Raw genomic sequence first — 24,396 nt, forward strand, 5'->3', positions numbered from 1 at the left:
TCCTTTTTCATGTGCTAATTATTTTTCTTTATAACGAAAATATCTGAAGTCGGCCGGAATATGATGACCGCTCGTATCTTGGCATTGCATCCCCACAAAAGCTCCTGTAAAGAATCCCCCACCGCGGATGTAATCATCTGATAATTTTTTCGATTCCAATGCAATGTCAATTTTGTGCCAATCTTCGTTGTTAAATGAATAGAAATAATAATATTTTTCGTTTTCAATATTCACTTTTAAATAGACATACTTGACTTCACGAGGAATCACAATTTTATTTTTTAACGGTTTTGAAAAAGAGAAGTTATCACATATCGTTAATTCAAGAATACGGCCAAGTTCTTCATCATACGTGACTTGAAGAGCCGTCCAGTTCTCTGTATTGTAATAGTTCACCAATCCAGCGGCTTGCTGAAAATGTTCCGGATAAAACGCAACAGCCGTTTCCGCTTCAAAATGGAGACTTTGCCAGCGTCTGGCTACAAATGCCTGAGTAAATGTCGAAGTTAAGGATTCACGGCCGTATAATCGTAAATGATTTGGCACTTGAGTTAATGATCCTAATTTCTCCGTAAACGGAATTCTTAACGTTTGAAAATTAATATTTAATGTTGCATCCTCAAATTCATCAACTTCCGGGTACGTTGCTTCAAACATGGTTTCGGGTATAGAAGGCGCATCCACCTCCAAGCTCCCTTCTTTTCCGCCTGCTACATAAGGCCATTCATCTTTCCAATAGAGCTTTTGAATAGCTGTTTCTCTGCCTAGAGGACAATATCCTCTCTGCTGAAAAATTGAATCATTGTCCGGATGAATGGGACGTCCCGTTAAATGAGCTAAATACCACTCACCTGTATGTGTTTGTACAATGGATGCATGTCCGCATTTTTGCAGCGGATTTTCCGGCGTATGCCATGACGTTAAGATAGGATTATCAGGATGAACTTCATATGGACCCTCAATATTTGCAGAACGGGCAATTGTAGCAGCATGTTCGAACCGCGTTCCTCCTTCTGCGGTTAATAAATAATAATAGTTCCCGATACGGTAAAGGTGCGGCGCTTCTGTCAGCTTTCTTTCAGTTCCTTTAAATATCACTTTCGGTTTACCGATTAGTTTTTGCTCCTTATCAGAATATTCCTGCATGACAATGCCTCCAAAGGAGTGCCGATCAATACGCTGATCCCATAACATATTTAATAAATATTTTTTTCCATCCGTATCATGGAACAAAGAAGCATCAAAACCCGAGCTGTTTAATGGTATCGGCTCCCCCCACTCACCATTAATCGTGTCACAAGTCACTAAATAATTGTGACAATCTTTCCAGGCGCCATCTACGACCTTAACATCCGTATAGATCAGCCAAAACTTTCCGTCACTGTAACTTAAACATGGCGCCCAGACCCCGCCTGAATTAGGATTTCCTTTCATGTCTAATTGCGATACTCTCTGTAATGGATGTGCAACTAAGTGCCAATTGACTAAATCTTTTGAGTGGTGTATCTGGACTCCCGGAAACCACTCAAATGTAGATACAGCGATATAATAATCCTCTCCAACCCTGCAAATACTCGGATCGGGGTTGAATCCTTTAAGTACTGGATTGATAATCTTCATTTTGAACTCCTCCTCAGCTATTTTCTGTTGACTCATCATGTTTTAAGCTTTGAAATCGTCAATATGATCCAAATAAACTTTGTCTCTATTCTCTAATTCTCGAACCATGCTTTTATATTTTTTCTCATCTAAGTTATAGAAATTAATATCAATCATGGCCAGAACCAGTAAGAACACGGGAATAATGGTTGTTGTAATTAAAATTCCCGTCAATGCCTCCGGCGTTTGCACCTGATTTGCCACATATCCAAACTGATCTAGAACCAAACCCGGTACAACCCCTCCCAAAGCCATACCGAATTTAAAGAAAAATCCGATAATAGCGTATATGAGACCGCCCATTCTTTTCCCGGTCTTATACTCTCCATATTCTATTGTTTCAGGAATAAGCGCCCACATATATCCCCCGGCAGTGAGACTTCCGGCAGCGGCCAGTAATCGAAAGGAAAGTATGAGGAATACATTACTTGACGGAACGAAAAGTAAAGCTAAGAGGCCGATCATATTCAGTAATAATGCATAGTTTAGTAATTTCTTCTTCCCTAATAATTGATGAAGCTTTGGAATAAACGGTAAAATGACCAAAGCAGGCAAACTTCCCAACAAACCGTACCACTTCACTAAATCCGCTCTTTCTAAATTATATGTTACGTAATAGATGCCAACCGAATTACTGATTGAATTCACTCCAAAAATAATAATAAAGAAAATACTTAATACAACTAGAGGCCGATTCACACGAAATTGCTCAAATATATCCGAAAATTTAATTTTTTCTTCGGATTTTTGAAGCGTGACACGCTCTTTTGTGCTTTTAAAACAAAAGATTAAAAGGCACCCGCCTATAACTCCCATAATACCCATGGTTAGCTGCCAGCCAAGAGATTCGCTGCCGGAAGTATCGCTTAAATAAGCAGCCAGTAAGGGAACAAAAAATGCAACGACAAGTCCCCCAAGATTCGCAAATAACATACGGACAGACGTTATACTAACAACTTCTTGATTATTTCTGGTCATTGCAGATGTTAACGCGCCATATGGCACGTTTATCATGGTGTATGTAAGCGACAAGCCGACATAGGTGATATAGGCATATATTAATTTCCCCATATCCGAAAAATCCGGGGTTGTAAAACAGAGTATTGCCAATATGACAAAGGGAAAAGCTCCGAATAAAAGATACGGTCTAAAGCGGCCAAACCTGCTGTTTGTTCTGTCAACTATTGTTCCGATAAAAGGATCAGCGAGAGCGTCGATGATTCTAACCACTAAAAACATCGTACCGGCTGCTGCTGCCGATAAACCAAAAACATCTGTATAGAAGAACAAAAGATACGTAGACACTGTTGCATAAATTAAATTACATGCAAAATCTCCAGACGCATATCCAACTTTTTCAACCATGCTGATCTTCTTTACATTTTCACTGAGCATGATTTCCTCCCCTTTTCGATCCTTTACATAAGGAACATGATGAAATGGTATAACATTTCTTCAATTTTATCGGCCAGTGAGCGGCATATAAAAGCGCTTTCAAAAAATGACAGCGGTTTACTTTCACAGAGCATTTTCAACATCCAAATGGTGATCAGATAGCAGTGAACAGGATAAAAACTTGGCTTTCGCTTTCTACACCTCCAATTAAATCGAGCCTCTTATCCCCCTCCCATTTAAGACCTTTACATGATGGATAATTAAAGCGGGTTTCATTAGTTTGTTGATCGAACAAACTAACTTGATTTCATATTATAAAATCTTTTCTGCTTTTTCAACTCTTTTTTCAGAGAATTTGAATCGGTCTGAAATAATATGATTGACTCTCTGCAGCAACACCTCCATTGTATGTCCTTTTGATTCAAGCTGTTGTGCTATTTCACTTGTCATACGCGGTTTTCTGTGTCCAAAAACGGTTTATAATGTAGGTGCCAGAAGAGCTGAAATCATTCAATTTAAAAGAGACAATCTTATGTCATGGCTCACAAAGTTCTTGGAAAAGGAAAAGGCGAAGGAAAACCCCTCGACTACATGATTAACACAGAAGCTCTGGAATATTTGAAGCTTTGGCATGAACAACGGGGATATGACCATGAATATCTATTTACTACACAGTACGGTGGTCAACCAAGACAAATGTCAGAGGGTTGGGCTGACTATTTTTGTTCTGATGTTCTTTCTGATATCCTCGGCCGCCGCATTAACCCTCACCTCTTTTAAGCCTCCTGTATTACCTACCTTCTTGAAGTCAAGAAAATTAAGATTGAGCTCGTGAGTAAATATGTTGCACAGCATAATAACGTGTCTACAACAATTAAGCATTACGACCTTCGTGATTTTAAAGAAGAAAAGAATCAAATCTTCTCGTAAACATTATGAGTCTCTTCAATCCTCACCAAAGTTCAATTGAGAAAATGCAACAGCAAATTGATGAATTGGCCGAAGCTGTTGCTGAATTAACTAGGCTGCTTGATACTAAAGCAGATAAGAATCAATTCGGGTCTAAACAGATTGATGAATCCAAAATCAGTGATGGTAAAGTTCTTGTTTACAACGCAAGCACCGGTAAACTTGAATACGGAAAGATTAAGAAAAGCCTGTTGGGAGACATATCAATTGATTTGCTTTAGGCAGCACTCTTTATGAAATCCCTCTTTTATGCAGAATCAAGATCCTTCAATTGAGGGGTTTTGCTTATGTATGAAATAAGCTTTGTAGTCACCTTTCTTCTTTAAAATTTCCATTTGTGTCCGATAATCACCTTGAGGTGAACATTTTGGACAATGAAGCATATTACAAAAAATATTTGGAAGAGAGCTTAATTAAATTAAGAAGTTCAGAACTTATAGAATTTATTAAAAGAGAATTTCCAGAAGAAGTGGAATATGATCATGATCTTCACCGAAAAAAAATTGAAGTGCTGAAAACATTATCTAAAACAGACTTATCGGCTGCGATAGCCCGACTGGCTAGAATTCAACGGAAATTTGACCATACCAAATTATGGACTGTTGCCGCTGTACTTATTGGTACAATGCTTGTTGTTTTACAAATCTTATTTAAAGTAAACCTTGCAAAAATTACAGACGAAAACTATATAAATTTTTTATTGTACGGTATTGTTGCTATGATAATAAGTAAGATTATATATAATTCTGCCAGAAAGGATATTAAAATTTCAAATACAGCAGCTTATTTTAAAGATTTGCTCGAAGAGCTTAAGTCAGATAAATAAATTTTCTTTAATGTAGAGTTATTACCTAAGAGATGGTAAGTAATCACTCGCTTTATTTCATATTGTTAGTTCTACACTTTTGGAAATCATGCTATAATGTAGGAAAATAATACTGGCGGTGATTGGATGATATGGGCTATCATTCTAATTTTAATTGTCGGCTCTTTCATTATTATTGGGGTTTTAGCATCGGATAAGCAAAAAGAAATAGATAAAAAAAGGGCAAACGAGATTGAGATGGTTGGGAACTTCCCTTCTAATTGCAAGTCGATTATTAATCCAGATAAAAATGCAAAGCTTACATTGATTGAACCGGAAGATAAATTTATGATTCACAAATTCAATCAATATGGAACACTTGAAGAAACAATTATCCCCTTTGAAAAAATCATTGAAGCCGAGGTTTCAATTGATGATAGTACAATTACAAAAGTGTCCAAAGGAAGTCAAATAACAGGCGCTGTTGTAGGTGGATTAGCCGCAGGCAGTATTGGAGCTTTAGTTGGCGGGCTGACTTCCAATAAGACAGAAACAAAGTATTTCAAAAAAATTGATTTGAAATTAAAGCTCGATGATTTCTCCTCCCCTATTTACAGATTTAATTTCCTGCCGAGTAAAGATGAATTTGGACTAGAGAATGTTAAAGGGTTTAAACAGGATGATCCAAAAGTTAAGGATGCTTTATCAAATGCTGAAATATGGCAAGGGATTATGGAGATAGCAATACGGAAAGCAAACAAAGTCGCTCAATAATGAGTGGCTTTTTTATATGCCCTAAAAATCACTCTCCCCTATTCGAAAGGATGTGACCTATATTTGAGTCAAGATTTAAAGATCATACTCACACCCAAAGCTGATACATCTTCAAAAGCTGTCGAACAGTTAAATCAGCAAATTAAATCTTTAGAGAAAAAGCTTAATTCCCTTAATTTAAAGACCAATATTGATGCTTCTGCTTTATTGACACTTACCAAAAACATCTCAAATGCTTCAATCAAACAGTTAAAGAAAGCACAACGGTTACCAGAAATGCTGATGGCACTGTTAATAAGCAACAAATTAAATACCTATCCCCTTTCTTTCTTTTATTTTGAAGGGGGACTCTATCTTATTATTGGTTTACAAAAATCAAAACAAGAATATGTTACAATTCTTAAGAGGTGAATAGAGTGAAAAAGCTCTTCAAGGTTTTTTTATTTATTTTTATAGGTACTGCTTTTTTAGTTTTTAATGGTTGGCATCTCTTTAATTCCTTTGGCGCTCCGGAATATTATCAAAAAAACAACATTTCTTCTTCTGATATTGCAAAATTTCAAAGAAATTTCAATATACATTTTCCAGAAAAAACCCGCTTTATAAAAGCAGAAGAATATCTAACGAGTCTAGGAGGCGATGATTCGATAAAACTTTATATTTCTGTGCCTTCTAATCTAATAAAACAATTATTTGCTGATTATTCTTCCCTACCCATTCATTATAATGATACAAACTTCATTGATTACGGGGTGAATATTACAAAATCCAAGGGCAGCGATACATATATCACACTTCAAACAGCAGATGACAAAGGATATATATTTGATATAAAAAAAGACCCTGAGTGGAGTTATAAGGGTGTCACAGGAACTCAATATCTCACCACTACTATTTTGTATAATGCTCTGTTTATTTTAATCATATATGTCTGTAACAAAATGTATAGAAAACATAAATCTTAACCAATATCCGTATATCAATAACTCTTTAAGTCGAATAAGAAAAAGACCTCTGAATGTTGGAGGTCTTTTTTAAATACTTGATTTTCATTTTTTAATTCTTATGTTCACCTATCAAACCTGGTCCAATGCAATACGGTGCCTCAGGTGTTTAAGAAACAGCTTGTAAGATCGCTTTTGATCTGTATTATTTCTTATTCCGTCCATCACAAATTCAAGTTTTCTCCTTTTTTCATTATCTTTTTGAAACAGACTTAACGGATGAAACAGGTAATGAAAATTTAATTGTTAATGTCCCTAAAACTGCTAGCAAAATTCCCAACATTATATTTTTTGTTAATTCCTCCTTAAGGAAAAGGACGGCAAGCCCCCCTGTGACTTCTGAAATTGTACTTGTAATAATTCCACCTTCAATTGCTGTGGTTGTTATTGTAAGTCCATATAACATAAAAATACACCAGATAGTGCTTATAAAAACAGGATCAATAAATCTCCCTTACTAATAGTAAGGATACCCTTCAAATTTTATCAATAATGGAACTAGAATAATACTGCAGCACGAAATCTTAGTGATAAGAACACTGAAAAACTTTGAACGATTAGTTTACCTACTACAACTGAACTTCCCACAATAATCATGGCCAAACTGATTTTCAAACCTGTTCGTTCAATACAGTTTACTTCTCTCTGATAAAGATGGATTGATCATATCCGTTACTACACCAAATAAATTTTCCGGATATTCAGCTATTCGATGGCATAAATACAAGTACCACTCTTTTCCGTAAGTCAAATATGCTTTACAGTTGTACCCTTTACTTTTTAAATTCCTTAACAAATCGGGACGGATTCCGTAGAGCATTTCCATTTCTACGCGGGGATGATTAAAATATTGTCGGTGTTCCATTTCTTGAATAAGCATCTCATCATGTGTAGCTATGGATACTGAGTGATTAGCTTGTATTACATGTTGTACAAGTTTAAGATAACGGTTATTTAATTCCTTTGATCTGGGCATAGAAATATCGACAGATTCTTGATAAGCTCCTTTGACAACTCGTACCTTCCCAGGATAATGAACGAGTTCCTGAATATCATTGTTAGATCGGTATAAGTGAGCCTGTATCGTTATCCCAACATTAGGGTACTTCTCCGTTGTTTTTTTATAGATATCAAGAATGTCATTTGTTTTCGATGATTCTTCCATGCTTATCATAAGTGTAATCCCGTACAAATTTGCTTTCTCGGCTACCTCCAGCAAATGAATATAAGCTGTTTCTGAATCCACAGATAACCCGATATGTGATAAATCAAGCGAGACAGTTTGCTTCATAGACAGAGAACCCATTTCTTCAATAAGATTCAAAAACTCATTTTTTGCTTTTCGGCATTCTTCTAAATCAGTTGTATTTTCCCCTATGTATTCCATTGAAATAGAATAACCTCTTAGGATTAGTTCTTTTGCAGTTACAATCCCATCCTGCCTATGTTCCCCGGTGACAAATCGTTGTGCAGCTTGTAATAATAAGGGATAGAGTTCATTGGATTGTTGAATGTAGGATTTAATATGTTTATTTCGTGCAATCGATTTAAGTTCTTGGGCGAATTGGACTTCTGGACTAATCATCATCATACATCTCCTTTTTACTATTTGAATTAACTTTATCATGATAAAATGGTTTATATTAGTACCATTCATTATAATTTTTGATGGTACCAATTTTATTTAAGGGGAAAATGTAATATGCTTTGGATACCCATTGATCGATCGTTGGATATACCTTTAATAAGACAAGTTTATCAGCAAATACGGGAACGAATTTTAAATGGCGGCTTACAATCAGGAGAGAAACTACCATCTACACGTGAACTATCTTCTGAGTTAAAAGTGTCTAGGAATGTGATTTTAGAAGCTTATGATCAATTATCGTCTGAAGGGTTTTTAGTTTCACGGATGGGTGCAGGGACATTTGTTGCAAAAGGGACTTTTTTAGAACAAAATAAAAAGATGCCTTTATTTTATTCTTTAAATTGGGATGAGGATAAAAACAAAAATAAGCACATCATCAACTTTCGTTCGGGGATACCCGCATTGGATTTATTTCCGCGTAAGACATGGGCAAAATTGTCTCACGCCGTATGGAATGATACATCAACTTCTGCGTTTGGGTATGATATTCCTGAAGGACGTCCGGAATTAAGGCAAGTTTTATCACGTTATTTAGCGAAAACACGAGGTGTGGATTGTCATCCAGAACAAATTGTGATTACTTCTGGTGCAACTCAAGCTTTAACGCTTGTTTCTAAATTACTCTTATCTCCGAATGACATGGTGATAATTGAAGACCCAATAACGAATGATATTCAAACCATTTTTAAAACTCCAGGTTCTTCCCTTTACCCTATACCCGTTGATGAATATGGTATGAAGTCATCTTTGCTGCCATTAAATAAAAGTCCGAAGTTTGTCTTTATCACCCCTTCACATCAGTTCCCGTTAGGAGGAACGTTACCGATTCAAAGACGAATTCAATTGATTAACTATTCGAGAAAAACAAATTGTTATCTTGTTGAAGATGATTATGACAGTGAGTTTCGATATGAAGGTCCACCTGTAAGTTCATTACAAGGATTGGATCCAGAACGAGTGTTATACATTGGTTCGTTTAGTAAAATCTTATCACCAGCCCTTAGAATGGGATATTTAATACTTCCTTCACATCTTATTGAAAAATGCCGCAGGCTTAAATGGTTTTCGGATCTGCATACCCCTTCCTTAGATCAGATTATCCTTGCACGTTTTATTGATGAAGGTTATTTGGAACGACATATTACCAAGATGAAAAAGATTTATAAAAAACGGAGAGATTTTCTTATTCACTGTATTAAAACAACATTTTCGAATGAGGTTAATATTTTTGGTTATTCGACAGGATTGCACCTAATTGTTGAATTGAAAGACTTCGATTTTTCAAAAGAATCACTTAAACAAATCGAACAATCAGGAGTTAAAGTATACCCGGTAGAAGGTCATACAATTGAAAAAGGAAAACATCATAATCAAATTATTTTGGGTTATGGGCATCTGAATAATGAAGAAATAAAAGAAGGCGTCACCAGACTGTATGAAGCAATATACAAATGTTAAATTCAAAAGGAAAAGCTGATTAACTCCTTGGCGTAAGGAAAATCGGCTTTTTGTATCCAGTAGTTTTCCAGGACCCCAATAGTGCTAAAACGTGTTAATATCAATAAAATGCCGATCCATGTATTACACCATACACATACAGTTTTACTTTTAGAGTCAGGCGCTTATATGAAATACATCAAGAACGTTTAGGCATAAAAGCATAATGGTAACTGCCGATGTTTATTCACATATTAGTAAGAAGCTTGACCAAAACCGAATAAAGGATTACGAGAAATACGTGTCCTCAATTGTGGAGTTAGATTCATAACTTCAAATTTTTTTGGTCATATTTTGGTCAAGGACCAAAATATGACCAAAATCAAAAAATCCCCTGACACCAATAGTGCCAAGGGATTGAGAGATTAATACTGAGACATATACTGTTCGCGCTCCCACGGATGAACCTGTGTGCGGAACATATCCCATTCGATTTCTTTTGCTTCGATGAAGTGTTCGAACAGGTGCTCGCCGAGCGCTGCAACCATGACTTCGTTTGATTTGAATTCGTCGAGAGCTTCCGCCAGTGTCGCCGGAAGATCTACGATGCCGTTTTCCATGCGCTCTTCTTTGCTCATGACGTAGATGTTACGGTCAATCGGAGCCGGTGCTTCAAGTTTATTTTTGATTCCGTCAAGGCCTGCTGCAAGCAATACGCTTAACGCCAGGTACGGGTTTGCCGCCGGGTCTACGCTGCGGACTTCAACACGCGTGCTGATGCCGCGGGAAGCCGGGATACGGATCAGCGGGCTTCTGTTTTGCGCGCTCCATGCCACGTAGCAAGGTGCTTCATAGCCCGGAACAAGGCGTTTGTAAGAGTTCACCGTCGGGTTTGTGACAGCCGTAAAGCTTGTCGCGTGTTTTACGATACCGGCAATGAAATGTTTTGCTGTTTCACTCAGCTGAAGATCAGCGTCTTTATCAAAGAATGCGTTAACGCTATCTTTAAAGAGTGATAGGTTGCAGTGCATACCGGAACCGTTTACGCCGAACAGCGGTTTTGGCATGAATGTCGCATGCAGACCGTGTTTGCGGGCGATCGTTTTGACAACCAGTTTGAAAGTTTGGATGTCGTCACAAGAACGGATGGCACCGGCATATTTAAAATCGATTTCGTGCTGACCCGGAGCAACTTCATGGTGAGATGCTTCGATTTCAAAGCCCATTTCTTCAAGCTCAAGCACGATATCGCGGCGGCAGTTTTCTCCCAAGTCAGTCGGAGCCAGGTCGAAGTATCCGCCTTTATCGTTCAATTCAAGCGTCGGTTCGCCTTTTTCATCTAATTTAAACAGGAAGAATTCAGGCTCAGGTCCAAGATTGAAATCGCTGAAACCGAGTTCTTTCATTTCTTTCAGAATCCGTTTGAGGTTGTTACGCGGGTCACCTTCGAACGGCGTGCCGTCCGGATTGTAAATGTCACAGATGAAGCGTGCTACTTTACCTTTTTCAGCCGTCCATGGGAAGATTACAAATGTGTTCAGATCAGGATATAAGTACATATCAGACTCTTCGATACGGACAAAACCTTCGATGGAAGAACCATCGAACATGCATTTATTATCAAGTGCTTTTTCAAGCTGGCTCACAGGAATTTCCACGTTTTTAATCGTTCCGAGAATGTCTGTGAACTGAAGGCGGATATACTTTACGTTTTCCTCATTTACTAATTTTACGATGTCTTCTCTTGTGTACTTTGCCATTTCGTAAAACTCCTCCTCTAAAAGGTAAATGTATATAGCAAAACAGTTGCTAACGGATTAATGAAAGAATCGGGACATGTCACCTTGGCGGAAAGTATTTCCCCGCTGGAAACGGCCTGCCTGCATCAGTTCGTTTTTCAGAAGCTTTCTGAGTTCGTCATCAGACAGATCGTGCTTCATCGGTTTGGCGGTTTTTTCGGATTTTTCTTCCGGTTCGGCAGATGCCTTATCCAGAATTTGTTTGATCCCCGCCATATTGACGCCTTGTTCAATCAGATTTTTGATTTCTAACAGTTTATCTACATCATGGAATGAAAATAATCGTCTATTTCCTTCGCTTCTCGCTGGAAATATCAATCCATTTTCCTCATAATATCGAATTTGCCGGGCAGAAAGTTCTGTTAACTGCATGACAATCCCAATTGGAAATAAAGGCATTGAGCGGCGAATGTTATCACTCATCTCAATTTCCTCCTTTTCTTATCTTAGTCTCATTATAGGTGATGTTATATTTTGTGTCAACACAATGTGAGGAATCTTAACATCAAATTCTTTGAAAATTGCAAACGGCCTAGATCAGCTCTTTTTCCATTAAAGCATTTACAGCGCTGCAAATCGCATTTTTCACGTGCGCGTAGGTTAATCCTCCTTGGACATACGCAACATAAGGCGGTCTGATAGGTCCATCTGCTGATAATTCAATGCTTGCTCCCTGTACGAAAGTGCCCGCTGCCATAATGACATCGTCTTCATATCCCGGCATATAGCTCGGATAAGGCGTCACATGCGCATTAATCGGTGAAGCATATTGTATCGCCTGGCAAAAAGCGATCATCTTTTCAGGGTCCTGAAACTCAACTGATTGAATCAGATCCGTTCTCGGCGCATTCCATGCAGGGTTTGACGTAAAGCCGAGCTTTTCAAGAAAACGGGCGGTAAATACCGCTCCCTTCAAGCTTTGCGCCACTACATGCGGAGCGAGAAAGAAACCTTGATACATTTCCTGCAGTGAATAAAGCGAAGCCCCGGCTTCACTTCCGATTCCCGGGGAGGTCATCCGGTAAGAGCAGGCCTCAATCCACTTGGCTTTCCCTACAAGATAGCCGCCCGTTTTAGCAAGGCCGCCGCCCGGGTTTTTAATCAGGGAGCCGGCCATAAGATCCGCTCCGACGTGGCAGGGTTCCCGCTCTTCTGCAAATTCTCCGTAGCAATTGTCCACAAAAACAATGACATCTTCTTTGATTTCCTTTACGAAACGAATCATCTCTTCAATTTCATTTATTCTGAAAGACGGACGATTCGCATATCCTTTTGAACGCTGGATGCCGATCACTTTTGTATTCGGCCGGATTGCAGCCCGGACCGCTTCAAAGTCCACTCTGCCTTCTGATGTTAAATCGACTGCATTGTATCCGATTTGAAATTCCTTAAGCGAGCCTGAATACTCCCCGCCTCTTACTCCGACGATTTCCTCAAGTGTATCGTAAGGCTTGCCTGTAATATAAAGCAATTCGTCCCCGGGTCTCAGCACACCGAAGAGCGCGATTGAAATCGCATGCGTTCCGGAAATGATTTGCGGCCGCACGAGTCCCGCCTCTCCTCCGAACACATCAGCATAGATCTTCTCCAGTGTATCTCGTCCGATATCGTCATAACCGTATCCGGTTGAAGGCGTAAAATGCGTATCGCTTACTTTATGTTTTCTGTAGCTTTGCAGGACTCTCCATTCATTCCGTTCACTGATTTCTTCTATTCTTTTATGAACGGCGGAGATTTCCGCTTCTGTTTCTTCGGCGGTTTTTTGTAAAAGAGCGCCGTGGGTCAGTGTGTCAAACATGTTGTGTATACCTTCCTTACATGAATTTCTTCAGTTCTCCGAGTATGCTTTGTTCTTCCTGTACATAACCTGAGACTTCGTAGCGTTCATTTTCTTCATTAAAATAAAGGCTGTCGATCATGGTCTCTGATTTGATGCGTGACATCAATTTGCCTTCGGCGGCAGGCATATGAACTTCATACGGCGTCATCAGCTCCCGGCGCAAATAAGCTTCGATTTCCGCTTTTAGTTTTGCTTCATCCCCGGCGATTCTGGCGCTGATCATGATGTGGCCTTCTCCCGCTGTCGGGATGAAGTCAGGAAGTGTCTCATCACGTTTGTTATAAGCGGTCAGCACCGGAATATCATCTGCCTCAAGCTCTTTTAACAGACCGAGGACAGTCTGTTCATGCCCGGCATAATCTTCATTGGATGAATCAATGACATGAATGATCAAGTCTGCTTCCTTCACTTCCTCAAGTGTTGAGCGGAAAGCGGCAATCAGCGTCGTCGGCAGATCCTGAATGAAGCCGACCGTATCAGACAAAAGGATGCTGTAGCCGCTTGGGAGCGCCATCTTTCTCGTCATCGGATCAAGTGTTGCAAACAGCAGATCTTCTTCATAGCTGTCTGAGCTCGTTAATTGATTGAACCATGTTGATTTTCCGGCATTGGTATACCCGACGAGTGCAGCCTGAAGCACGCCGTTCTTTTTTCGTCTCTCCCGATAACGGCTTCTGTGGCGGATAACCGTTGAAAGCTGCACGTTAATTTCGTGTATGCGGTTTCTAATGTGGCGCCGGTCTGTTTCAAGCTTTGTCTCACCGGGCCCTCTCGTCCCGATTCCGCCGCCTTGTCTTGAGAGATTGATTCCTTGTCCGCTCAGACGCGGCAGCGCGTATTGAAGCTGGGCCAATTCGATCTGAAGCTTTCCTTCTCTCGTCTTCGCCCTTTTTGCGAAAATATCCAAAATAAGCTGCGTGCGGTCGATGATCTTCGCTTCAATTGCAGTGGCGAGTGATTTAAGCTGGCTCGGTGACAGTTCATCATTAAAAATGACCAGATCCGCTTCAAGCTCTTCACACAGCGCCTTCAGCTCGTCTACTTTCCCCTTGCCTATATATGTAGCAGCATCCGCTCTGTTCCGTTTTTGCGTAATCCGGGTCAGCACCGTTCCGTCAGCCGTTTTTGTCAATGAAGCAAGCTCTTCCATGGAATGTTCAAAGTGCTCATCTGTCATGTGCGGAAGCTGGCAGCCGACCAAAATGACCGTTTCTTTTTTTCCTTCCTGTTCGTTCAAATGGATGTTCCTTTCTGTGTCGTATTGGGCAGTAGTACTATCATACCAAACCCGCAGGGCGTATACCACACATCCGGCGGGTTTTAAAGAGAGAAATAAAAAAGAGACCCCTCAGACCGGCTGAGAGGCCTATTCGTGAGCTGCCGTCTCATCTTTTATAAGTAAATCCTGGCTCTTGATCGTCATTAAATCGTTTTTTAAGTATTGGTCTCCCATTAAAAGTCTCATGGCCTGAGCGCGGATCGATTTTTCAATCACGTTTCTGACAAAGCGCCCGTTGCTGAATTTAATGGGGCTTGTCGTGCTTTTCACTGTCATTAAGTAATCTTTTAACTTCCACTCGGCTTCCTGGCTTAATTGATACTCCCGCTCTGCTATCATGCGCTTTGCGATGTCCATCAGCTGAGTGACAGAGTAATCCGGAAAATCGATGCTGATAGGGAAACGCGATTGCAGGCCGGGATTTAATGACAGGAAATGTGTCATTTCTCTCGAGTACCCTGCCAGGATCAGAATAAATTCATGCTGTTTGTCTTCCATATGCTTGACAAGCGTATCAATCGCCTCTTTACCGAAATCCTTTTCTCCGCCCCTTGCAAGTGAGTATGCCTCATCAATGAATAAAATGCCGCCGAGCGATTTTTTAATCAGATCTCTCGTTTTTTGCGCCGTGTGTCCGATGTATTCACCGACCAGATCGGCACGTTCCGCTTCGATCAGATGTCCTTTGGAAAGCACGTTCATTTCGAAGAAAAGCTTGCCGATCAGTCTTGCAACGGTGGTTTTCCCGGTGCCGGGGTTCCCTTTGAACATCATATGAAGAGCTTGTTTTCCGACTTTCAGCCCTTGTTCGGCCCGTTTTTGGTTGACGAATATCCACGCGTAAATTTCTTTAATGTTGCGTTTCATTTCTTCCATACCCACTAATGTGTTCATTTCTTTTTCAATTTCTTTCAGAATGCTGTGCTTGGCTTCATTTTTTTGCAGGGCGGCCTGATATTCCGCCTCAGCTTCCGCATTTGTCAGCACTTGCTTTTGGCCATTAAGAATGATGTTAATTTGTCCGTTATTTTTATAGGTTACAGCGCGCTCCAACATGCTCACCTCTCTGTTCTCTCTTTATCTTACTCATGATGAAGCGGTTCCGTGACATCCGCCTATCATCATGAGGCCCGTTTTCCTCTTTATCTGTCACTTTTTCCGTTCTCTTCGGGAATGATGTTGAATCCTGCGCTTTCCCGAGAAATATTTTTCATTTCTTATTGTATTCAGCAGAAACGGGAGGACAAACCATTTATTTTTATTTTCCGGGAAATGTTGGGTATATTTCTCATTTTTTTCATGAATGACAGCCGTACAAGCACCTTTTGAATATCATCATATGCTGTAATGAGGTGATGGAGAATGGTTAAAATTTTTATAGACCCCGGTCATGGCGGAACTGATTCAGGTGCAACCGGAAACGGACTTCAGGAAAAAGCGGTCACGCTGGAGATCGCGCTGGCTTTGCGCACGATTCTGACGAATGAGTATGAAGGAGTTTCTGTCACGATGAGCAGGACAAGCGATAAGACGGTCAGCCTGACGGAAAGAACGGATGCCGCCAACAGCTGGGGCGCAGATTATTTTTTATCCATTCATATTAACTCAGGAGGCGGAACCGGATTCGAAAGCTATATTTACCCCGGTGTCGGAGCGCCGACCTCGACTTACCAATCAGCCGTCCACACGCAAGTGATTCAAGCATCGGGTTTTAATGACCGAGGAAAAAAAACAGCTAACTTCCATGTGCTGCGGGAGACAAGTATGCCGGCGATTTTGACGGAGAATGGTTTTGTTGATACGTCAGCTGATGCAAACAAACTGAAAACAGCCAGTTTTATTGAAAGCCTTGCAAGAGGACATGCCAAGGGCTTGGAGCAAGCTTTCGGTCTAAAAAAAAAGGCTGACTTATATAAAGTGCAAATCGGTGCATTCAAAGTGAAAGCAAATGCTGATGCGCTTGCCGCCGATGCGGTGTCTAAAGGTTTTGACGCGATTGTGCTTCCAAAAGGCGGCTTATTTAAAGTGCAGATCGGCGCATTCTCTTCCAAAGATAATGCTGAAGCGTTGGCAGCACGGGCCGAAAAAGCCGGATTTGATGCGTTCATTGTGCAAGACTAAATGAAAAAACCCCTGCTCTCCCTTTTTTGGGACGAACGGGGGTTTTTTGTTATTGAAGTATATCGGCGACAAACTGAGACCAAGCTTCAAGACGCTGATACACATTTTCCTCTTTCAGTTCGCTCAGTTTCATCCAGCGCCCGGCGATTTGATCTTTTTCTTTCACTTCGACTTGTGCCGCAGACGCTAACTGGAGCGCAGAAAGGATGCCGATATGCACCTTCCCTACATCGTTTTCATCATCATTGATCAGGCCGAGTGTGACAATGTTTAGTTTGTCCTCCTCGCGAATGTACAGTTCTTCCGCCAGCTCCCGGTCGGTATTCTGTTTCAGCACTTCCGAAAATGAAGCCGCCCCTTCCATAGGGTTCATGTGTCCCCCGAAGCCGAGAGAAAGCTTATTATGGAGGCGCGATTCCCCTCCGCCCGCGAGCCGTTCATACACAAACACCTCATCATCACGGCGGATGACGACATACGGAATCGGCTGTTTAAATCGCGGGTCCTCTTCCGCGTCGCCTCTTCTGATTTCAAAAAAATGCGCCTCAATTTGAGCCATAATGTTTACGATACGTTCATCCTCACTGTTGACTCCCTGAAATGTCAGCATTTCGTTTTGAAAGACGTCACTCCGCGGTGCAGCCAAGATGATTTCATCCATTTTATTCATGCCCGTTCCTCCTGTCTTACCTCTCCATCCAAGCCAAAAGAGCAGATATTATATCTGCTCTTCATCTTGGCCAAAATAAAAATCTTCGTCCTTAATCGGCTCTACCGTCGCTTTTTTGTAGCCGTTCCCTTTCATGGAGAAGAAATCATGTGATTTTGTTTTGGTGTTTAATCCGTTTAATACGATCGGATTAATATCCTCTTCTTCAAAGTAAGGATCGAACCCTAAGTTCATCAAAGCTTTATTGGCGTTATAGCGGATGAATTTCTTTACATCGTGTGAGAGTCCGACTTGATCGTACAAGTCCTCTGTATATTCAAGCTCATTTTCATATAACTGATTCAGAAGGTCAATCGCAAATTCACGAAGCTCTGCTTTTTTCTCTTCTGTCTGTTTATTATAAATTTCCTGAGCAAGGAGACCGACATACACGCCGTGAATCGCTTCGTCACGAAGGATCAGGTTAATGATCTCACCGCTTTGCATCAGTTTTCCTTGTCCGTAGAAATATAACGGATAATAGAAACCGCTGTAGAAAAGGAAGCTTTCCAGATAGACGGAAGCAACCATCGCTTTGAACAGTGAAATTTCATCATCTTTTTGAATGGCTTTGTAAAGCCCGACAATCATTTGCGCTTTTTTCTGCAAATATTTATTTTGTTTAACCCATTCAAATACTTCATTAATTGTTTCAGTCGGTGCAAGGGTCATGAAAATATTAGAGTACGACTTCGCATGGACAGCGTTCTCCATCATCGCCATAAAGTTCAGCACCGCTTTCCGCTGATGGCCTTCGACGTGCTCGGCCACAATCGGCATGCCCGTGTTCCCCTGCTCTGTATCAAGCAGTGTCAGGCCGGCGAGCACCTTCATGTACGTATCCTGCTCATTTTTTCCCAAATACTTCCAAGTGAGAAGATCGCCGTTTAATGCGATCTCTTCCGGAAGCCAAAACTGCTTTACGTTTTGGTTGTAAAACATTTGGGTGAAATCATCTTCATGCTTTGACCAGTTTGCTGCGTCATAAATTTTTGTCACTGTAAACTCTCCTTTAATCAAACGACACAAGAAAGACAGCTGTCCTGCCCGGTATCTTTCGTTCTTGCATAGTAAATGGTTTTGATGCCTCTATGGTGGGCATACAGATCAATACGGTTCAGATCACGAGTTGTCATCGTATCTTTCAAAAACAGGGTAAAGCTGATTCCCTGATCGATATGCTGCTGGATTGTCGCGATCATATCCACCACTTTGAACATGTCCATATCATAAGCTTCTTTGTAGAAGAACCAGTTATTAGACGCTAACCCCGGCATCGGGTAATACGTTTTTGAATTTCCGTATGTTCTTTCTTCGATCCGTTCCATGATCGGCATAACGGACGCCGTGCTGGATTGGACGTAGGAAATGGAGCCTGTCGGCGCGATGCACAGTCTGTAGCTGTGGTACATGCCGTTTTCAGCGACAAACGCCTTCAGCTCTTTCCAGTCTTCGATTGTCGGAATGTGCATGCCTTCAAAGAGCGCAGCGATTTTTTCGTATGCCGGTGAGAACTCTTTTTCGATGTATTTATTGAAATATTCTCCCGTTGCATAAGTGGAGCCTTCATAATGCTCAAACGTTTCGCCTTTTTCTTTCGCAAGCTCAGCTGAACGCTGGATGGAATAAAAGTTCACCATCATAAAGAACGTATTCGCGAAATCTCTTGCTTCCGGGCTTTCATACGCGATGCCGTTTTGGGCCAGGTAGCCGTGAAGGTTCATGGCGCCTAAACCGATTGACTTCATCGCTTTGTTCGCGCGTCTGACTGCCGGCGCGTTGCGGATATCCGTCGTCTCAGATACATGAGTCAGGGAATCCGTCGCGAGTTTCACCGTGCGCTCAATCGATTTATGTTTCATGACATTCAAAATATTTAATGAACCAAGGTTGCAGGAAATGTCCAAGCCGATTTCGTCTTCCTCGTCATAATCTGTGTAAGCCGAAACCTGTGACGCCTGAAGCACTTCAGAGCAAAGGTTCGAGAATTTCACTTTTGATACGTGGTTATTCGCGTGCTCTTTGTTTACGTTATCCTGGAACATAATGTACGGATAACCTGACTCAGAACGGAGAACGGCAAGCTTTTCAAGCAGTTTGCGCGCATTCACTTTTTCTTTTTTGACACGCGGGTTGTCGACAAGCTCTTCATACATCGCCGTCATGTCCATTTCGTCCATATGCTGGCCGTATTCTTTATAAATCGTATGCGGATAGAATACATAAGCCGCTTTATCCTCACGTGCAAGCTCAACGAACTTATCCGGAATGACGACACCGATAGAAAGCGTTTTGACGCGCACATCTTCATCCGCAGAAATCTTTTTCGTATCAAGAAAATCATTGATATCGCGGTGGAAAATATTTAAATACGCCGCGCCTGAGCCTTGTCTTTGGCCCATTTGGTCAGCGTAACGGAACGCATTATCAAGAAGCTTCATGACGCCTACAACACCTTTTGTGGCGTTTTCAACATCTTTAATCGCTTCGCCTTTCGCGCGAAGCTTGGACAGATTAAGAGAAACCCCGCCGCCCAATTTAGACAGCTGCATGGAAATATCGATCGCCCGTGAAATATCGTTTAAGGAATCATTGACTTCGAGCAAGAAGCAGCTCACCAGTTCTCCGCGGCGTTTTCTGCCGGCATTCAAAAATGTCGGTGTACTCGGCTGATATTCCTGATTGATCATCAGGTTTACATATTCTTTTGCTTTCTCAGTGTCGCCGTTTGCGAAGAACAGCGCGACGATTGAGATTCGGTCCTCATAACGCTCGAGAATTCTTTTCTTGTCATTCGTTTTCAAAGCATAGTCATTATAAAATTTAAACGCACTCATGAAGGAAGGAAAACGAAACTTCTTTGCGTAAGCTGTCTTAAACACTTCTTTAATGTCTTCAAAAGAGTAAAGGCTTAAGAATTCCTCTTCGTAGTATTGGTTTTCAATCAAATAATCCAGCTTCTCTTTTAAATCGTGAAAGTAAACTGTGTTTTGATTGATATAGTCAACAAAATAGCTATGTACAGCCTCTTTATCTTTATCAAACTGGAATTTTCCATCTTGTTGGATCATGATTTCGTTATTTAACTGGATCCATTTTGGCACTTGATTTTGTGACAAGTCTTTCTACCTCCTGAGTAAACAATTCAACGTCTTTAGATGTGCCGCTGAGTTCAAATTTGTGCAAGATCGGCACCTGATATTGTCTTGAAATGGTATCGGCGCTTTTTGCAAAGTTATCGCCCCATACTTTGTTGCCGCTCGCAGCGACTCCTAATAAGAGATGGGCGTATTTTTCGAGAAATGATTGTGTTGATGCCGGTACCTGGCCGAAGTTTGTCGTGTAGGTGACCAAAACAAACGGAGTGTCCACGTGGTCCGTTTCGTCCACCTTGCGGATCAGCTGAAAGTCTGTTTTATTCACAAAACGCTGAACATTCCCTGTCTTTGAATCAAATATGATTTGAACCATCCTTATCACGACCTATCAAAAATAATGAATCTCTTAACACTATATATAGTATACTAACCTCTCAGAAAAACACAACATATTGAGATCGATTTATAAAAAATTCATATTTTTGAAAGAGCGGACTTTGGCTCTGGCCCGATTAACGCCCAAAAAAGAGAGCAGAACGAGAATCATCTCTCATCCTACTCAAGGTGTCATGTGTAAGCCGATGTCTATCATAACATGAAAAAAAACTGCTTAGTAGTCTAGACTTTTATTCTTATTTTTTGTAAGAATCACATTTTTTTTCGCTTTCAACGGTTTCTTCAATCTCCACATCAGCACCGATTTCTTTCAGCACGGCTTTCAGAGCGCTTGTGATGGAAGCCTCTCTGATCAGTTCTTTGCCGTCAACGATGATGCTGGTTCCATATTCATAGCAGGAATCATCTTCACAAGTTTCTTCCCAATGGTTGATTATCACCTTGTGTTTCAATCGTCTCACCCTCTGCATGATCAATGTCAGTACTTAGTGTAGCTTGTGCGGCCCGCTTTGTAAATTCGAACGCTTGTGAAATTTATTCAAGCTCATCCAGCGCCGTTTCTTTTTTCAGTTCGATTTTATTCGTTTTTTCATCATAGCGGTATATTTTTAAGTAACCGTCCTTAACGATGCCGAAACGATTATGTTCCAGCTGCACCATGCCTTCTGTCTGCGGTTCGGTATCCGCCAAGCCGCCGTCATCATCCGTCACCACCGTCTCATGATTGCTGCAAGCTCCAAACAGCAAAAAAACAGCGATCCAAACGAGCGTAATCCTGATTCTTCTCAGTTCATTTTCACTTTCGAACACGATTTTCCGAACCCCCTTTTATGTTTCCGATATACAGCCTGCAATATACAGATGCGCATAGAAAAAGACCATTGTTCATGGTCTTTTTCAAAAAGTCTATTCAAGCTCAAGCTGGACGTTTTTTTGCGGGGCGAACGTGGAGATGGCATGTTTATAAATAAGCTGCTGCTTCCCCTCCGTTTCGAGCAAAACGGTAAAGTTGTCAAAGCCTTTTACCTGGCCGCGAAGCTGGAAGCCGTTGAGTAAAAACACCGTGACGAACGTATTGTCTTTTCGGATTTGATTCAAAAACTGATCTTGAATATTAATCGGTTTCATGTTTCGTCCTCCTTGGTTCTCAATACAATACTGTTTCGATTAAATTTCCAGTTTTCCTGCTATGCACTCGAAAATTTCCTTTTTTTTCTGCTCAATATCAACAGGCGGCGTCATATCTGTCCATGAAACGGGCATTTTATTGCGAAACCAGGTCAGCTGGCGTTTCGCATATCGCCTAGAATTTTGTTTTAATTGCTCCACAGCCTGAGGGAGCGGCACTTTTCCATCAAGATATTCATACAGCTCTTTATAGCCGATCGCCTGAATCGATTGGCTGTCCCGGATATTCATATCATACAGCCGCTTTACTTCGTCAAGAAGGCCGGTTTCCAGCATCAGGTCAACGCGCTCGTTAATCCGGCCGTATAGCACTTCTCTGTCCATTGTAAGACCGATAAGAACCGCATTGTAAAGCAGCTCCCGTTTTTGGGTTTTAAGATGCTCTGACATTGTTTTTCCCGATACATGCAGGATTTCGAGCGCGCGGATGACTCTTCGCGTATTGTTTTGATGAATGGCTGCCGCCGCTTCCGGGTCGGCTGCCGCAAGATTGGCATGAAGCGCTTCCGCCCCTTCTTCAGCTGCCAGTTTCTCCATGTGCTCCCGGAATACAGGGTCGCCGGAGTTTTCCGTGAACGTATAGTCATACAGCACGGACTGAATGTACAGACCCGTCCCCCCGACAATCATCGGCAGCTTTCCTCTATCGGCAATCTCGGTGATTTTTCCTCTCACCATTTTTTGATAATCCGCCGTTGAAAAAGTGTCGGACGGCTCCAAAATATCAATCAGGTGATGCGGCACGCCTTCTGTCTCTTCTTCGGTGACTTTGGCCGTTCCGATGTCCATCCCTTTATATACCTGCATGGAATCTCCGCTGATGATTTCTGCATTCAGCATTTTCGCGAGTCCGATGCTTAGTTTTGTTTTTCCGACTGCCGTCGGTCCGACGAGTATGACGACAGGCTGTTTTTTATTTTTCAATATGTATCACTCTCTTTTATAAATCTCCCCCTAATTATAGCATTCATTTCTTCAGGCACCTATCCATTTTGCCCTTTTTCCTGAGCGCTAAACGTCCACTACCACCCGATCGGCTCGTTTCCGACAACCTCTCTCGTTTTTCCTTTGAGTGTATGGCGGTGCGTTTTCCGTCCTTCCTCCCGCGGATCGTAAACGACGCCGCCGTGCTGGATCTGAATCGGCTCATTGTAGGCGGCAAAGGTGGTCTCTGAAAGCTCATGGTAATGTGTTCCGTCAACCCTCGGGATGGCAGGGCCGGAAATGCCGTAATACCTATGAAAATGGCCGTTTTCAAACGAGGTGATGCCCGTATAGAAATGTGTATGCTCATCTGTATTGCTGCCGTTCTCCGGCTGCGAAAAGCCTTCGATCAAATGGTAATGCCCCTGCACAACATCCGTAACCGCCCGGTATGCGTGTGTGTGCGGAGGTTTTTTTGACCAATCGGACTGATACAGACCCACAAAAGCTCACTCCTTTATTTTTTTGATAAACGCCCAATCAAAAATTGGTGGGCTGAATACTCTGTTATCATCTCAAATTTATTCTTGGAGGTACCTTAATTATGAATGAAGAATACACATACGCAGTAGATAGTGATATGAGACCGTTTGGGCGGCCTGGATTTGGGTTCGGCCGGCCGGGCTTCGGATTCGGACGGCCCGGATTCGGATTTGGATTCGGACGGCCTGGTTTTGGATTTGGCCGGCCTTGGTTTGGTTATGGATTCGGACGGCCGTTTGGTTTTTACGGCGGACCGTTTTTCGGAGGGCTTGTCGGGGGGCTTGTCGGAAGCGCTTTATTCAATCCGTACTTGTACGGGGGTTACGGCTACGGCTATCCGTATTTCTATTGACGAATCAAAAAGGCTCCTCCCCGGGGGCCTTTTTGTATAGGTCTAATGTCTTGACTTGGCGGGCAAAGTTCGGATATTATTTTACTTTACTGCCTTAAACAAAAGGCATAAGGATTATGATGAGAGGGGGATTTGATATGATTCTGGGTTATATCTTCCTCACAATTGCTATTTTATCAGAGTCAATCGGCGCGGCCATGCTGAAAGTCTCCCGCGGATTTACGCGGTTTTTGCCGAGCGCGCTTGTAGTGGCAGGCTATTCATTGGCCTTTTATATGCTTTCACTGACACTGAATCTCATTCCGCTCAGCTTATCCTATGCAACATGGAGCGGAGCCGGAACGGTGCTCGCATCCATTATCGGAGCGAAATGGTTTCATGAAAAACTGGACAAGCAGGCCGTCATCGGACTCTTTTTCTTATTGGCCGGTGTCATTTTGATGAATTGGTAGAAAG

General features: G+C 41.5%; 26 protein-coding genes and 3 pseudogenes. 10 read left to right on the top strand and 19 right to left on the bottom strand.

What is annotated here, in order from left to right; genetic code table 11:
* Positions 1-18: 18 nt before the first annotated feature.
* A complete protein-coding gene (xynB, locus tag G9F75_RS08295; protein ID WP_154817677.1) occupies positions 19-1,620 on the bottom strand; it encodes a xylan 1,4-beta-xylosidase in 1,602 nt (533 codons plus the stop codon).
* 42 nt (positions 1,621-1,662) lie between these two features.
* Positions 1,663-3,054 carry an MFS transporter gene (locus tag G9F75_RS08300; protein WP_021493442.1) on the bottom strand — a complete coding sequence of 464 codons (1,392 nt, stop codon included), beginning with the start codon at positions 3,052-3,054 and terminating at the stop codon, positions 1,663-1,665.
* Positions 3,055-3,526: 472 nt separating this feature from the next.
* Between G9F75_RS08300 and G9F75_RS08305 the strand changes: the two are divergent.
* The 6 genes and pseudogenes from G9F75_RS08305 to G9F75_RS08330 all read left to right on the top strand — a co-directional run.
* Positions 3,527-3,984 (top strand): annotated as a pseudogene (locus G9F75_RS08305) (site-specific integrase); the annotation flags it as partial.
* Between the two features lie 44 nt (positions 3,985-4,028).
* Positions 4,029-4,244, top strand: a complete 216-nt coding sequence (locus G9F75_RS08310) for a hypothetical protein (protein ID WP_109567370.1) — start codon at positions 4,029-4,031, stop codon at positions 4,242-4,244.
* A gap of 146 nt (positions 4,245-4,390) precedes the next feature.
* Positions 4,391-4,849 carry a hypothetical protein gene (locus G9F75_RS08315; protein WP_109566959.1) on the top strand — a complete coding sequence of 153 codons (459 nt, stop codon included), beginning with the start codon at positions 4,391-4,393 and terminating at the stop codon, positions 4,847-4,849.
* A gap of 126 nt (positions 4,850-4,975) precedes the next feature.
* Positions 4,976-5,602 (top strand): hypothetical protein, encoded by a 627-nt coding sequence (locus G9F75_RS08320; protein ID WP_109566958.1) that lies wholly within the window; start codon positions 4,976-4,978, stop codon positions 5,600-5,602.
* A 63-nt stretch (positions 5,603-5,665) separates the two neighbouring features.
* Positions 5,666-5,916: pseudogene (locus G9F75_RS08325) on the top strand (hypothetical protein); the annotation flags it as partial.
* A 102-nt stretch (positions 5,917-6,018) separates the two neighbouring features.
* Positions 6,019-6,567, top strand: a complete 549-nt coding sequence (locus G9F75_RS08330) for a hypothetical protein (RefSeq protein WP_109566957.1) — start codon at positions 6,019-6,021, stop codon at positions 6,565-6,567.
* 148 nt (positions 6,568-6,715) lie between these two features.
* Here G9F75_RS08330 and G9F75_RS20080 read toward each other — a convergent pair.
* The 3 genes and pseudogenes from G9F75_RS20080 to G9F75_RS08340 form a co-directional block, all read right to left on the bottom strand.
* Positions 6,716-6,822 (bottom strand): annotated as a pseudogene (locus G9F75_RS20080) (DNA polymerase); the annotation flags it as partial.
* Positions 6,800-7,012, bottom strand: coding sequence for a hypothetical protein (locus tag G9F75_RS08335; RefSeq protein ID WP_109566956.1), 213 nt, complete (start codon positions 7,010-7,012; stop codon positions 6,800-6,802). The gene G9F75_RS08335 and the pseudogene G9F75_RS20080, both read right to left, overlap by 23 nt.
* 219 nt (positions 7,013-7,231) lie before the next feature.
* Entirely contained in the window at positions 7,232-8,191 is a 960-nt protein-coding gene (locus G9F75_RS08340; RefSeq protein WP_109567369.1) for a proline dehydrogenase family protein, read from the bottom strand.
* Between the two features lie 117 nt (positions 8,192-8,308).
* Between G9F75_RS08340 and pdxR the strand changes: the two genes are divergently transcribed.
* Positions 8,309-9,712: a MocR-like pyridoxine biosynthesis transcription factor PdxR gene (gene pdxR / locus G9F75_RS08345; RefSeq protein ID WP_154817674.1), complete on the top strand. Its 1,404-nt coding sequence runs from the start codon at positions 8,309-8,311 to the stop codon at positions 9,710-9,712.
* A gap of 404 nt (positions 9,713-10,116) precedes the next feature.
* Here the strand turns inward: pdxR and glnA are convergent, their stop codons facing one another.
* The 5 genes from glnA to spoVK form a co-directional block, all read right to left on the bottom strand.
* Entirely contained in the window at positions 10,117-11,451 is a 1,335-nt protein-coding gene (gene glnA, locus G9F75_RS08350; RefSeq protein WP_007410365.1) for a type I glutamate--ammonia ligase, read from the bottom strand.
* 57 nt (positions 11,452-11,508) lie between these two features.
* Positions 11,509-11,913: a transcriptional repressor GlnR gene (gene glnR, locus G9F75_RS08355; protein WP_007611631.1), complete on the bottom strand. Its 405-nt coding sequence runs from the start codon at positions 11,911-11,913 to the stop codon at positions 11,509-11,511.
* A gap of 109 nt (positions 11,914-12,022) precedes the next feature.
* Complete coding sequence (locus G9F75_RS08360) at positions 12,023-13,288, bottom strand: methionine gamma-lyase family protein (protein ID WP_014417839.1); 1,266 nt, start codon at positions 13,286-13,288, stop codon at positions 12,023-12,025.
* Positions 13,289-13,304: 16 nt separating this feature from the next.
* Entirely contained in the window at positions 13,305-14,567 is a 1,263-nt protein-coding gene (gene hflX, locus G9F75_RS08365; protein WP_053284971.1) for a GTPase HflX, read from the bottom strand.
* Between the two features lie 129 nt (positions 14,568-14,696).
* A complete protein-coding gene (gene spoVK, locus G9F75_RS08370; RefSeq protein ID WP_014721211.1) occupies positions 14,697-15,665 on the bottom strand; it encodes a stage V sporulation protein K in 969 nt (322 codons plus the stop codon).
* Positions 15,666-15,971: 306 nt separating this feature from the next.
* Here spoVK and G9F75_RS08380 point away from each other — a divergent pair, with 306 nt between their 5' ends.
* Entirely contained in the window at positions 15,972-16,730 is a 759-nt protein-coding gene (locus G9F75_RS08380; RefSeq protein ID WP_088056503.1) for an N-acetylmuramoyl-L-alanine amidase, read from the top strand.
* Between the two features lie 49 nt (positions 16,731-16,779).
* On the opposite strand, the gene G9F75_RS08385 is transcribed toward G9F75_RS08380, so the two are convergent.
* From G9F75_RS08385 to G9F75_RS08425, 9 genes are all read right to left on the bottom strand, one after another.
* Entirely contained in the window at positions 16,780-17,400 is a 621-nt protein-coding gene (locus G9F75_RS08385) for a hypothetical protein (protein ID WP_088056504.1), read from the bottom strand.
* Between the two features lie 48 nt (positions 17,401-17,448).
* On the bottom strand, positions 17,449-18,438 hold the full coding sequence (nrdF, locus tag G9F75_RS08390) for a class 1b ribonucleoside-diphosphate reductase subunit beta (RefSeq protein WP_012117608.1): 990 nt from the start codon (positions 18,436-18,438) through the stop codon (positions 17,449-17,451).
* A gap of 17 nt (positions 18,439-18,455) precedes the next feature.
* A complete protein-coding gene (gene nrdE / locus G9F75_RS08395) occupies positions 18,456-20,558 on the bottom strand; it encodes a class 1b ribonucleoside-diphosphate reductase subunit alpha (RefSeq protein ID WP_007611605.1) in 2,103 nt (700 codons plus the stop codon).
* Positions 20,518-20,910, bottom strand: coding sequence for a class Ib ribonucleoside-diphosphate reductase assembly flavoprotein NrdI (gene nrdI, locus G9F75_RS08400; protein ID WP_014417834.1), 393 nt, complete (start codon positions 20,908-20,910; stop codon positions 20,518-20,520). The genes nrdE and nrdI overlap by 41 nt, the downstream gene beginning before the upstream one ends.
* A 259-nt stretch (positions 20,911-21,169) precedes the next feature.
* Positions 21,170-21,385, bottom strand: a complete 216-nt coding sequence (locus G9F75_RS08405) for a hypothetical protein (RefSeq protein WP_003154062.1) — start codon at positions 21,383-21,385, stop codon at positions 21,170-21,172.
* Positions 21,386-21,467: 82 nt separating this feature from the next.
* Positions 21,468-21,743, bottom strand: coding sequence for a YmzC family protein (locus G9F75_RS08410; RefSeq protein ID WP_167409043.1), 276 nt, complete (start codon positions 21,741-21,743; stop codon positions 21,468-21,470).
* A 96-nt stretch (positions 21,744-21,839) separates the two neighbouring features.
* Positions 21,840-22,061 (bottom strand): RNA chaperone Hfq, encoded by a 222-nt coding sequence (hfq, locus tag G9F75_RS08415; protein ID WP_003154064.1) that lies wholly within the window; start codon positions 22,059-22,061, stop codon positions 21,840-21,842.
* Between the two features lie 39 nt (positions 22,062-22,100).
* Positions 22,101-23,045 carry a tRNA (adenosine(37)-N6)-dimethylallyltransferase MiaA gene (gene miaA / locus G9F75_RS08420; protein ID WP_167409044.1) on the bottom strand — a complete coding sequence of 315 codons (945 nt, stop codon included), beginning with the start codon at positions 23,043-23,045 and terminating at the stop codon, positions 22,101-22,103.
* Between the two features lie 98 nt (positions 23,046-23,143).
* Positions 23,144-23,548, bottom strand: coding sequence for a YmaF family protein (locus G9F75_RS08425; protein ID WP_014417831.1), 405 nt, complete (start codon positions 23,546-23,548; stop codon positions 23,144-23,146).
* Between the two features lie 137 nt (positions 23,549-23,685).
* Here G9F75_RS08425 and G9F75_RS08430 point away from each other — a divergent pair, with 137 nt between their 5' ends.
* Both G9F75_RS08430 and erbA read left to right on the top strand, forming a co-directional pair.
* Entirely contained in the window at positions 23,686-23,940 is a 255-nt protein-coding gene (locus G9F75_RS08430) for a hypothetical protein (protein WP_370530899.1), read from the top strand.
* A 137-nt stretch (positions 23,941-24,077) separates the two neighbouring features.
* Positions 24,078-24,392, top strand: coding sequence for an SMR family multidrug efflux transporter EbrA (gene erbA / locus G9F75_RS08435; RefSeq protein WP_007410378.1), 315 nt, complete (start codon positions 24,078-24,080; stop codon positions 24,390-24,392).
* Positions 24,393-24,396 lie beyond the last annotated feature (4 nt).

This window comes from Bacillus sp. EKM208B, from assembly GCF_011800725.1.
Lineage (GTDB): Bacteria > Bacillota > Bacilli > Bacillales > Bacillaceae > Bacillus > Bacillus velezensis.

What these genes read in the sequence shown, in the direction of transcription:
- xynB (WP_154817677.1), bottom strand. Translation starts at nt 1,620, where the DNA reads ATGAAGATTATCAATCCAGTACTTAAAGGATTCAACCCCGATCCGAGT.
- G9F75_RS08300 (WP_021493442.1), bottom strand. Translation starts at nt 3,054, where the DNA reads ATGCTCAGTGAAAATGTAAAGAAGATCAGCATGGTTGAAAAAGTTGGA.
- G9F75_RS08310 (WP_109567370.1), top strand. Translation starts at nt 4,029, where the DNA reads ATGCAACAGCAAATTGATGAATTGGCCGAAGCTGTTGCTGAATTAACT.
- G9F75_RS08320 (WP_109566958.1), top strand. Translation starts at nt 4,976, where the DNA reads ATGATATGGGCTATCATTCTAATTTTAATTGTCGGCTCTTTCATTATT.
- G9F75_RS08335 (WP_109566956.1), bottom strand. Translation starts at nt 7,012, where the DNA reads ATGTTATATGGACTTACAATAACAACCACAGCAATTGAAGGTGGAATT.
- G9F75_RS08340 (WP_109567369.1), bottom strand. Translation starts at nt 8,191, where the DNA reads ATGATTAGTCCAGAAGTCCAATTCGCCCAAGAACTTAAATCGATTGCA.
- pdxR (WP_154817674.1), top strand. Translation starts at nt 8,309, where the DNA reads ATGCTTTGGATACCCATTGATCGATCGTTGGATATACCTTTAATAAGA.
- glnA (WP_007410365.1), bottom strand. Translation starts at nt 11,451, where the DNA reads ATGGCAAAGTACACAAGAGAAGACATCGTAAAATTAGTAAATGAGGAA.
- glnR (WP_007611631.1), bottom strand. Translation starts at nt 11,913, where the DNA reads ATGAGTGATAACATTCGCCGCTCAATGCCTTTATTTCCAATTGGGATT.
- G9F75_RS08360 (WP_014417839.1), bottom strand. Translation starts at nt 13,288, where the DNA reads ATGTTTGACACACTGACCCACGGCGCTCTTTTACAAAAAACCGCCGAA.
- spoVK (WP_014721211.1), bottom strand. Translation starts at nt 15,665, where the DNA reads ATGTTGGAGCGCGCTGTAACCTATAAAAATAACGGACAAATTAACATC.
- G9F75_RS08380 (WP_088056503.1), top strand. Translation starts at nt 15,972, where the DNA reads ATGGTTAAAATTTTTATAGACCCCGGTCATGGCGGAACTGATTCAGGT.
- G9F75_RS08385 (WP_088056504.1), bottom strand. Translation starts at nt 17,400, where the DNA reads ATGAATAAAATGGATGAAATCATCTTGGCTGCACCGCGGAGTGACGTC.
- nrdI (WP_014417834.1), bottom strand. Translation starts at nt 20,910, where the DNA reads ATGGTTCAAATCATATTTGATTCAAAGACAGGGAATGTTCAGCGTTTT.
- hfq (WP_003154064.1), bottom strand. Translation starts at nt 22,061, where the DNA reads ATGAAACCGATTAATATTCAAGATCAGTTTTTGAATCAAATCCGAAAA.
- G9F75_RS08430 (WP_370530899.1), top strand. Translation starts at nt 23,686, where the DNA reads ATGAGACCGTTTGGGCGGCCTGGATTTGGGTTCGGCCGGCCGGGCTTC.
- erbA (WP_007410378.1), top strand. Translation starts at nt 24,078, where the DNA reads ATGATTCTGGGTTATATCTTCCTCACAATTGCTATTTTATCAGAGTCA.